We start from the raw sequence: 11,494 nt of genomic DNA on the forward strand, positions 1-11,494 counted from the left end.
GGCTTTTTTATCAACCACCGGTTATCAGGTGGTTGTTCTGCAACAGATCATTTAGCGTGAGCTGCACATTCTCCAGAGTGACAAGGTCGGTTGATTTAAACGCGCTGCCGGCGCCGTCGCGATCGACGGATATCACCGTATTGGCGCCGCTGGTATGAACCTGAACAAAGTTACCCAGCGTCGCCGCCTGGTGATCCCATCCCGTCAGCAGTTCGTGGATATCGATCTTGTCGCCCTGCGCGGTAGAGAAGTTTTGCCAGCGATCGGCGCCGTTGCCGCCGGTCGCGTCCGCGCCGTTTAACAGGTGGTAAATCAGCGTATCGCCATAGGCGGAGCCGATGAGAACATCGTTTTGGTTGGTACTGACGATTTGCGGCGCCATATCAATGGTCAATGTGGCGCTATCCGTATGACCCATCTTGTCATCCAGTTGATAGGTAAAGACCTCTTTACTGGTGATGGACGACATCGCGACGCCATTATTCAGGGTGTAGGTGTAAGCGCCATCGAGGTTAATTTGCAATGTGCCGTAATGTCCCTGAATCGTGGCGCTGGTGGTATTCGCCGCGGCGTCCAGCGTGGCGGCGCTGCCGTTATACCCGCTAATGCTCAGGCGGGTATTCACCGTATTAAGCTGATCCATCGCCCCCGCCGCGTCGCTGCCGTCAAAAATATTGCCGAGAACGGTATGCGTTCCGGACGTTTCAAAATTATCCAGATCGACAGTGGTGCCGATGACGCGTGGCGTGATCGTCGCCGCCCCGGCCAGGGTATTGGTGCCGGTAAAGTTAAGCGTGTACGTTCCGGCATCCAGCTCCAGGCCGCTCAGGTTGACGGTCACCGTCGCGCTGCCCAGCGTGATATTCGCCACCGGAACGGTTCCGTTGCGTATGACGGTCCCGTTCTCCTGAATGGCCCAGCTAATATTCAGATTGCCCAACGTAATGAGCGTGGAGACATCAAAGACCAGTGACGCGCCTTTAAGTACGGTGCCCGTTGCAACGTCAAAGGTGCCGCTCCCGCTGCCCGATTTGCCGAGTAGCCCCCAACTGGCGCTGCCGACGCTGGAGTCCAGCCAGGCAGCGGTATCCTGAAGCGTGGCGACGCTAAGGGTATCGCTGACATCATTAATCGCATCCAGCGCCCTGGCGGTTGGCGTGATATTGAGCGAGGCCGTATCGGTATCGCCGTTTGGCGCTTTGACCGTATAGATAAAGCTGTCCGGCGTTTTAATGCTGTCGGCGCCGACGCCGTTCTTCAGCGTGTAGGTATAGTTGCCTCTTGCGTCAATGATGAGCGAGCCATACAGCCCGTTTACCTCCGTCGTGCCGGTCGTCGCAATCGCCACGCCGTTTACTTCAGTGAGGAGGGCGTCCGTAGGGGCGACATCATTGGTCAGTACGTTGCCGGTGGTGTTGGCGGTGATACTGTCAACGGCATAGGTGTGGTCCTGGGAAATCGCCAGCGTATAGCCAGTGAGGACGCTAATGCCGCTGGCGGTATTCAGCACGAACAGGTATTCGCCGCCAGGCAACGTCAGGGTCAGCGGCTGAGACTGTCCGGCTAACAGCAGGGTGTTAATCCAGCCCTTTTGCACCCGGAACTGCTCATATTGCTGAATGGCATCGTTGAAGCGATAAACGTACAGATCGAACGTGGAAACCAGTGAGACGCCGCCGACGGTTCCCTGTAACGTCATGGTTCGCGTAGCGCCTTCTTCAACGTTAAAGATGATCGGATTAGTCATATCATCAAGCAGATTCGCGTTCAGTACATTACCAAGTCCGACGCTTAATACCGTGACGCCGCTTTGTGTCGAGGGACCGTTGTTGACGTAGCTAACGTGAGTATCAAAGACCAGCGAGGCGTTATTGTCTGTCGCTATCACGCTGCCCGGTACCGGCGCGGGACCCAAATTAATAACCAGTTGCGCGGCGCTGCTACTGACGCCATTCTGGGTGATGGTGTAGGTGAAGCTCTCTTTATGTCCGTATCCTGCCGTGGGCTTAGTCAGCGTGTAGGTGTAACTGCCATCCTGATTAATGTGCAGCGTGCCGTATTGTCCCTGGATATCCACGCCGCCCGCGCCGACCGGCGTACTGACGCCGTTGGCGTTGGTGATGGCGGTGACCGTGGTGCCCGTCGGCGCGGTATCATCAGCCATGACGTTGCCGGTACTGATGGTTGGCCCGCTAATAATACCTGCGCTGGTCTGGTGTACATCGACATCCAGGCTGGTATATGACCCGGTGGCGAGCAGACTGGTGTTATAAGTGAGTACCCGGTACTGGCCTTCGCCCAGGCCGCTCAGGTTCAGGGTAACGCCGCTCCCGGTCAGGGTAAGCAAATTCGCGAAGTCGCCAACGGCGGTGTTGACGATCGTCGTCCAGGCGCCGAGGCTGGTGTCATAACGCTGTACCACAATCTCCTGAGTACTGAGCAGCGAAAGCACGATTCCCGTTGCGGCGGCATCGATGGTGACGTCGCCCGTACCACCTTCAGCAATGGTGAACTCAACCTGAGCGGTATCGTTACCCAAAACCGAGGCGACATTGCCAAGCGCGCCAACCAGCAGCAGGCCGTAATCCGAATAGTTTTGCGTGCTGGTGACGGCGGTCGAGGTCAGATCAAGACTGGTGATGTTATCCCTTGCCGCCAGCGGCAGAACCGGCGCGGTAATGCCTAACGCGCCGGAGGCATTACCCGCAGCGTCAGTGGCCGTCACGTTAATGAGCTGACCTTCAATTTGTTTGGTCGGCAAGGTGAGAGACCATGCGCCGTTGCTGCCGGCGGTGGTGGTGAGCGTCACGCCGCCCGCCAGCGTGACGGTTACGGTGCTGTTTGCCTCTGCCTGTCCGGAAAGTGAACCGCCATCGGCGCTGAGCGTACCTGACGGCGTACCGGGCGCCAGCGTATCGACAATCACCGTCGCGGCGGTGGAGACGCTGCCTGTACCGTTGGCGTTAGTCGCGGTGGCGGTGAAGGCGTGGCTGCCTTCGGTCAAATTGCCTGTCGGGGTAAAGCTCCAGTTTCCGCTGGCGTTCGCCGTGGTGGTGCCGAGCAGCGCCCCGTTGTTATAAATGCTCACCGTGGCGCCCGCCTGAGCGGTACCATTCAATGTGGGTTGTGCGTCATTAGTGACCTGACCGTTGGCGATAGCGCCGGTATAAATACCCACATCATCCACTACGTTGGTGATGATCGGTGCTTCCGGCACACGCGTATCGGGCGCGGTAAATCCGGCGGCAATGCCTGTGTTGCCTGCTTTATCCTGGGCAAATGCCAGTAGCGGCTGACCATTGGTCTGCGCGGGCGTGAGTGTGGCGGTGAAGCTGCCTGTACCGTCGGCGGTGGCGGTTCCCAGTACCACACCAGTCTCAGAGGTAATCGTCACTGTACTGCCTGCTTCCGCGGTGCCCGTCACGCGATTACCGGTAGCATTGATGACCAGGTTGCCGGGCGCGCCGGGCGCAATGGTATCCACGATAATCGTTATCGATGGCGAAGCGGCGCTAACGTTGCCAGCCGCATCGGCGGCGCTAACGCTATAGGCGTGACTTCCCTGGCCGAGCGCGGCGGTTGGCGTCCAGCTCCAGTTGCCGCTGGTATTGGCGTTCACGGTCGCGACCAGCACGCCATTATCGAAGATGCTTACCGCGCTGTTGGCTTCCGCGGTACCGTTGAGCGTCGGCTGTGTGTCGTTGGTCGATTGTCCATTGCCAATGGCGCCGGTATTGTTCGGGACATCATCAACGATGCTGGTTATAAGCGGAACCGTTGGCGCAAGGGTATCGACCACGATAGTAAACCCGCTGGTGGCCGGGCTAACGTTGCCTGCCGGGTCGGTGGCGGTCACTGTTAATGTGCGCGTGCCGTCGTTTAACCCTGTCGTCGGCGTGAAGCTCCACGCGCCGCTCGCGTTAGCCGAGGTGACGCCAAGCAGAGTGTCGCCATCATAGATACTGACCACGCTGCCCGCTTCGGCAGTGCCGTTCAGCGTGGGGCGGTTATCATTGGTTATCTGACCATTAGCGAGATTTCCTGTGACCCCGCCCGCGACGTCATCCACCACGGACGTCAGGATTGGCGTTTGCGGCGCGGTGGTATCGACCGTCAGGGTGAAAGCCGTACTGTTCGGGCTGCTGTTTCCTGCGGCATCGGTGGCGACGGCGGTGATGACGTGCGTTCCGCTTGCCAGCGTTGAGGTGGAGACGCTCCACGCGCCGTCAGGCTGAGCCGTTGTCGTGCCAATGACCGTACCATTTTCATAGAGCGTGATCGTGGCGCCGGCTTCTGCGGTGCCGCTGAAGGTTGGCGTAGGATCGTTGGTATTTTGGCCGTTCGCAATCGTGCCGAGGCCTGGCGCCTGATCGTCACTGACTGATGTGATTACCGGCGTCAGCGGCGGCGTGGTATCGACGACGAAATTAACGCTGTCTGAAACGGGACTGGCGTTGCCTGCGGCATCAACGGCAATGACGGTAATTACATGGTTGCCCGTCGCCAGAGAGGCATCGGGCGTGTAGCGCCAGCTATTGCTATTGTCGGCGGGAATTTCAGCCAGCAGCGTGCCGTTATCGTAGAGACGAATAGCTGTGTTGGCTTCACGGGTGCCGCTAATGACAGGGCGCGCCTCGTCTGTGATCTGCCCTGAACTCAGATTGCCGGTAATGGGGCCCGTACCGTCGTAGACCGTATCAATAACAGGCGCGGCGGGAGCCGTGGTATCAATAGTAAACGAGCGTATTTCGGACGCGGCGCTGGTATTGCCTGCCGCATCGGTTGCTGTCGCCGTCAGGTTCCAGACGCCCGCGCCCAGCGAGGTAGACGGCGTAAAGCTCCAGCTACCGTTGGCCTGAACTTGCGCCGTGCCGACCAGCGCGCTGCCATTATAAATCGAGATAGTTGCACCCGCCTCACCGGTACCCGAAAGTGTTGGTTGGGTTTCGTTCGTCGAGCCGCCGTTGGGGACGATGCCCGTCACCGGCGCCGTATTGTCTGCCACGCTGGCGATAACCGGCGCGGCGGGCGGTGTGGCGTCAATCGTCAGCACAAATCCGCTGGACACCGCGCTGCTATTACCCGCCGGATCGGTGGCGCTAAGGGTGAACGTGTGGCTACCGTTTGCAAGCGGCGTCTGCGGCGTGAAACTCCACGTGCCGTCGCTATTCACCGTCGTGGTACCGATGGACGCGGGATTACCGTCAAGATAGACATTAATCGTCGCGCCTGCCTCTCCGCGCCCGTTCAGGGTGGGCGTCGCATCGTTCGTTAGCTGCCCGCTAACCAGGTTGCCGGTAATACCGGGCTGGTCATCCACAACGGAGGTGAGAACCGGGATCGCAGGAGGCGTAATATCGACCACGATCGTCCACGGCGCGGAGACCGCGCTGGTATTGCCCGCCGGATCGGTAGCGCTAACCGTCAGATTATGGCTTCCCTCTGACAAATTGCGGGGCACCGGGAAGGTCCAGCTACCGTTTTCGCCTACCTGAGCCGTGCCAAGCGGCGTACCGTTATCAAAAATGGTGATTGTCGCGCCAGGTTCGCCAGTTCCGTTCAGTATTGGCTGCCGATCGTCGGTGGATTGCCCCGGTAACACCGGAACGGTCGGTTGATTGTTATCGTCAATCACGGACGTGATAACCGGCACATCTGGCGCCTGCGCGTCAATGTTCAGCGTAAAGCCGTCCGAAGGCTGGCCGCTATTGCCGGCGGGATCGGTCGCCACGGCGGTAAAGATGTGTGCGATGCTCTCCAGCGGCGCGTTCGGGGTGAAGCGCCAGTTGCCGCTTTGATCTACCGTGGCGGAACCGATTTCTACGCCGTTATCCAGAATGCGGATGGTGGCGCCTGCTTCTCCCGTTCCGTTGAGCGTCGGGCGTGAATCATTGGTGAGCGCGCCGTTATCCAGCGTACCGGTCATGCCGGGGACATCATCCGTTGCGCTGGTAATAACCGGTTGCGCCGGCGCGCTAAGATCGACAGTGATCCCGACCGGTGCGGACAGGCCGCCCGGGCCATTCGCATTGGTTGCCTGGACGGTGAAGTAATGTGTGCTTTCGCTTAATGGCGTCGCGATCTCAAAGATCCAGTTCCCGCTGGCGTCAACGGTGGCAAAGCCTGCCGAATCGCCATCAATGAAAACTTCAACGGTAGAGCCGATATCCGTGGTGCCGCGCAGCGTCGGCGTGGTGTCGTCCGTGGCGCCGCCCGCCGCAATATTCCCCTGTACGCTCCCGACATCATCTTCAATCGCCGTGATGGCCGGGACGGCGGGCAGACCGCTGTCGGAAGCAGGAAAATTCGTAGCCGGGCCGTTATTCCCCGCGCGATCGATAGCAATTGCCGTCAGCGTACCGCCATCGGTTTGCGCCGGACTGAGCGTAACGACGAATTCACCGGTGCCATTAGCGACAGCGCTGCCGACCAGGGTGCCATCGGCATGATGAATTTCAACGGTAGCGTAAGGATCGGCAAGTCCGGCGACGCGCGTGCCATCGTCGTCCACCGTCTGGATCGTTGGCGCGGGCGGGGCGGTGATATCCACAGTAATGGTGATCGGTTGGGTTTGCGCCGTGGTATTTCCAGCATCGTCAGTCGCGCTGAAGGTTAGCGCATGGCTGGCTTCTGATAATTCGGGCGTATTGAATGTCCAGGTCCCGTCGGTGACGAGCGCCGTCCCGATTGCCACGCCATTGTCGTAAATCGTGACGGTGCTGCCGTTTTCGCCGCTGCCGTTAATAGTCAGCGTCCGATCGTTAGTAAAGGCGCCATCGGTTAATGGCCCGGTCACTGGCGCAATATCGTCAAGGATCTCATTGACGACGGGCGGTTGCAACGGAACGGTATCGACGGTGAAGGTAAAGCTGTTCGATACGCCGCTGCTGTTTCCGGCGGCATCGGCGGCAATGGCGGTCAGGGTGTAGACGCCATCCGGCAACGCGCTGGTCACCGCTAGCGTCCATGTGCCGGTCTCATCGACGGTGACTACGCCCACGATACTACTGCCGTTATAGAGCGTGATCACGCTACCGATGTCGCCAGTGCCGTGAATGACCGGCGTATTGTCGTCAGTGGTTGCGCCGCTGACAATAGTATCCTGGACTTCGCCGACGTTATCTTCGGCAAAAGTGATAACCGGATTGGCGGGCGCAGTGGTGTCTAGCGTAAAAGTGACTGAGGCGGAAGGTGGACTGATATTGCCCGCTATATCGGTTTCCGTGACGGTAATGGTATAGGTTTCTGGCGTCAGTGCCGCAGGCGTAAAGTTCCAGCTACCGTTATCGCCTACCGTTGTGCGACCAATTTCACTGCCATTATTGTAGAGAATAATCGTGCTGCCGATCTCTCCCGTGCCGCTGAAGGTCGGCGTGGTATCGTTCGTTGCGCCATTATTGCCGATGTTGCCGATAACCGGCGCGACGTTATCGCTGATTAGCGGCGCGTCAGGCTGCGCTGGAGGCTGGGTATCAAGGGTAACGGAGAAAACGCCGGAGGTGGGGCTACTATTGCCTGCGGCATCCGTGGCGGTGGCCGTCAGGATGTTTAACCCTTCGCTCAGATTACGGGTTAGCGGATAGGTCCAGCTACCCTGTGGATTGACCTGGACGGTAGTCAGTTCTACGCCGTTATTGTACAGGGTGATGATGGCGCCGGGTTCGCCGGTGCCGCTGAGGGTCGGCATACGCTGATTGGTAATACTGCCGTTTGCCAGTAGCACCTCGCCTTCTCCGCCTGTGATGGCGGCTGACACGATCTGCGGCGCATCCGGCGCCTGGGTATCGATGCGTAGGGTAAAGCTGATGGATTCGGGACTTTCGTTCCCCGCCGGATCGTTGGCGCGAGCGGTCAGAAGGTGGTCGCCGTCGCCCAGCGCGGCAGGCGGCGTAAACTGCCAGCGCCCGTCCGTGCCGACCAGCGCCTGACCTATGGCATTGCCATTATCGTAAAGGATGATTGTGTCGCCTGCGGTGCCGCTACCGCTCAACCGGGGCTGGGATTCCTGGGTAATCTGATTGGTATCAATCGTATTTCCGTCGCCGTCAGCTACGCCGATAACGCCGGGAGCGGCAGGGGCCTGGGTATCAATGGTAATCGTAAAATCGGTCGAAAAAGGCGTGGTGTTGCCGTTACTGTCGCTGGCCGTCACGGTAAAGGTGTAGGTATCGTCCGCCAGTGGCGAGGTCGTGGTGTAGGCGTAGCTCCAGACGCCGGAATTACCGACGATAATATCTGCTATCCGGGCGCCATTCTGATACAGGTGTACTGTGGAACCCGGTTCACCTGTACCATTAATCGTTGGCGTGCTGTCGTTAGTGAGCCCCAGATGCGCGACGCTACCGAGAATACCCGGCGCATCATCTGTAATGAAGGTGATTACCGGTTGCTGCGGCGATTGCGTATCGACCACCAGGTCGAATGACGCGGCCGGACTGGCATTGCCTTTAGCGTCGGTTGCGATTACGGTCAGTCGATGCGCGCCTTCACCTAAATTTTGCGACGGCGTAAACGTCCAGCCGCCGTTGGGCTGTAGCGTGGCGAGTCCCAGCGAAACGCCGTTATCAAAAATTTCGACACGCGCGCCAGCCTCCGCCGTACCGCTAAGGGTGGGGCGGTTGTCATTGGTGGTTTGTCCGTTAACCAGTGGCCCGGTGAAGCTTTCAACATCGTCCAGCACCTGAGTGATAATGGGCTTATCCGGGGCGGTGATATCGGGCGCTTGCGCTGTAGTTGGCGGGCTGACGTTGTTGGCGCTGTCGGTGGCGGTGACGGTAACCTGTTCGCCGTTGGTCTGTGCGGGGACGAGGGGAAGGGTAAAATGACCTTCGCCATCTGCTTTGCCGCTGCCAAGCGGCGTGCCGTCCGGCGTGGCGATCGTGATGGCGCTACCCGGTTCGGCGGTGCCGCTGATACTGGCGCCATCCTCACTAATTACCACGTTTTTCGGCATTTCCGGCGCAGTACTGTCCGGCGCGATAACCGTCGCGGCGGCGCTTTCGTTTTTCGCGACATCGGTGGCGGTAGCGATAAGCGCCTGGCCGTTAGTCTGCGCCGTATTCAGCGGAACGATAAATTGTCCGTTGCCGTTAGCGACGGCGCTGCCAAGTACGGTGTTGCTACTGTCGCGGAAAGTGACCGTTGCCCCGGCTTCCGCCTGACCGCTTACGGACAGACCGTCGGTCGCCACGATAAGGCCGTCCGGTGCCGCTGGCGCAGTTTTATCCGGCGCGTTCAGCGTTTCTACCGGACCGCTATTCGTGGCTTTATCGGTAACGCTAATGCTTAATGTTTCGCCGTTAATTTTCGCCGGGCTAATACCTATTGAGAAGGTACCGTCGTCGCCTGCCGTTCCACTACCAAGCGTATTTCCCTGGCTGTCTTTGATAACCACAGTACTGCCAGCTTCCGTAGTGCCGGTGAGTCTGTCGCCGACGTCGCTAACCGCCAGGCCTTCCAGCACCGGCGGCTGCGTGTCGATATCAATGGTAAAGGAGACGGACTGCCCGCTGGTGCCGCGATCGTTGGTCGCGGTAGCGGTAAAAACATGGTCGCCATCGGCAAGTGCCAGCGAGGGGGTAAAGCTCCATTTGCCGTCAGCGTCAGCGACAATGGGCGGAAAGGTCGGTACAGGAAAGCCATTATCGTTAATCGATATCGTACTGCCTGGTTCAGCAATACCGCTGAGGGTTGGGCGGTTATCATCTGTGGCATCGCCATTTTTCAGTAGCCCGGTAACGGCGCCAGCGTCATCCGTCACGGTAAGGATAGTCGGCTGGGCAGGATACTGTGAGTCAGAAGCGGTAAACTCCGTGGCGGGGCCGATGTTACCGACGGCGTCCTGAATACGCGCTTCCAGACGCTCGCCGTGGGTCTGGGCCGGATTCAGCGTGATGCTGAAGTGGTTATTTTCTCCGGTAATCGTGGAGCCCAGGTAATTTCCCGCCGGGTCATAGATCGACACGGTACTACCAGTTTCAGCGGTGCCGCTAACGGTTGTGCCGTCTTTCGCAACATTATCAATGATAGCGGCGTCCGGTGGCGTGGTGTCCACAATGATAGTAGGCGTTGTCGTCACGCGGCTCGTGTTTCCGGCTTTGTCGCTTTGTTCGACGGTAAAGGTATGTTCGCCATCGCTTAACGGCGTAGTTGGCGTAAAGGTCCAGCGTCCATTTTCGTCTACGGTAGCGCTGCCGATAACGGTTGATCCCTCTTTAATCGTGATGGTATTGCCTGCCTCTCCCTGCCCGGAAAAGAGCGGTTTTGCCTCGTCAGTCCGGTCATTATTCTGTAGCGGCCCGGTGAGCAAACCGGTGTTATCGGCAATCAGTTCAACGCGTGGGGCATCGGGGCTGAGTGTGTCGATAGTCAGCGTAAAGCGGGCTGATTCGCTACTTTCGCCTTTAACGTTAGTCGCAATGGCGGTGAAATGATTTTCCCCATCCGCTAGCGCGCTGGTAATGGCAAAACGCCAGCTTCCGCTGCTATCAACCGTTGTGGAGCCTATTTCCTGACCATTGGCGTAAATATGGATGACTGTGCCTGCGCTGCCGGTTCCCTCCAGCGTGGGGGTATTGTCGTTCGTAAACTGATTATTGCTCAGCGTGCCGGTGAGGGGAGCGGCATCATCGATAGCGGCGGTGATAGCTGGTGTATCGGGGAGAGGAATGTTGGGCGCATCAATGGTTGCGGATGGGCCGGTATTGCCGGCATCGTCAGTCGCGGTCACGGTAAGTTGTTCGCCACTAAGCTGTGGCGCTGTCAAATCAATACTAAATTTACCGTCGCTATCCGCTTTGCCTTCGCCAACGACGTTACCTGAAGGATCTTTGATGGTAATGGTACTGCCCGCTTCGGCCTCGCCGCTCACCGTTTTTCCGTCCGCTGAAATCAACAAGTTGCCGGGAGCGAGAGGTGGGGTGGTATCTACAGGATTACTGCTACCTGGAGTATTGCCGTTAGGGTTACTGCCGCCGGGATTGCTGTTATCAGGGGGATTACCGTCAGGATTGGTGTTATCGGGGGGCGGATTATCGCCATCCGAATGATGGTGGGAATCGCCGCCGCCGGAAGACGCGATAGCGGCAATGCCGCCAGCCGCCACCGCACCAGCCAGTACCCACGGCCAAACGGCGCCGCCTGCTTCATGGGAAGCGCCAGAAGTGACCAGCAGCTCATTAATATCAGCGATTTGTTCAAAATGTAGCCCGGCTTGCGGATTTTCTACCCACCATAACGTGCCATCGTTTTCCGCCAGTACCAGCTGGCTTGCGCCCAGATCGTTGGTAACGTAAAAGTTTTTAATTGTGATCGTTTCGCCGGAATGGAGCGTCACCACCAGATCCTGATTAATGCGCGTAAGTTGACTAATTTCCTCCCGGGCCACTGATAATTTAACAATTGACGGGGCGTTAAGAGTGACCGCTGAGGATTCCACAGTGGTGGAGACGCCAGTCAATTTCGAAACCACGGCGAGTAGACGCATAAATTAGCT

Annotated in this window: 1 protein-coding gene; it reads right to left on the reverse strand. The window is 58.5% G+C overall.

The genetic code is table 11. From position 1 onward, the window contains the following. Positions 1-10: 10 nt before the first annotated feature. Positions 11-11,485, reverse strand: a complete 11,475-nt coding sequence (gene bapA / locus ACLJQD_RS20900; protein ID WP_017442218.1) for a biofilm-associated protein BapA — start codon at positions 11,483-11,485, stop codon at positions 11-13. Positions 11,486-11,494: the final 9 nt, after the last annotated feature.

This window comes from Salmonella sp. SAL04214 (genome assembly GCF_046550615.1).
In the GTDB taxonomy this organism is placed as follows: Bacteria; Pseudomonadota; Gammaproteobacteria; order Enterobacterales; family Enterobacteriaceae; genus Salmonella; species Salmonella enterica.

Bases quoted from the DNA above. Each gene is read 5' to 3' on its own strand.
- bapA (WP_017442218.1), bottom strand. From the start codon at position 11,485: ATGCGTCTACTCGCCGTGGTTTCGAAATTGACTGGCGTCTCCACCACT.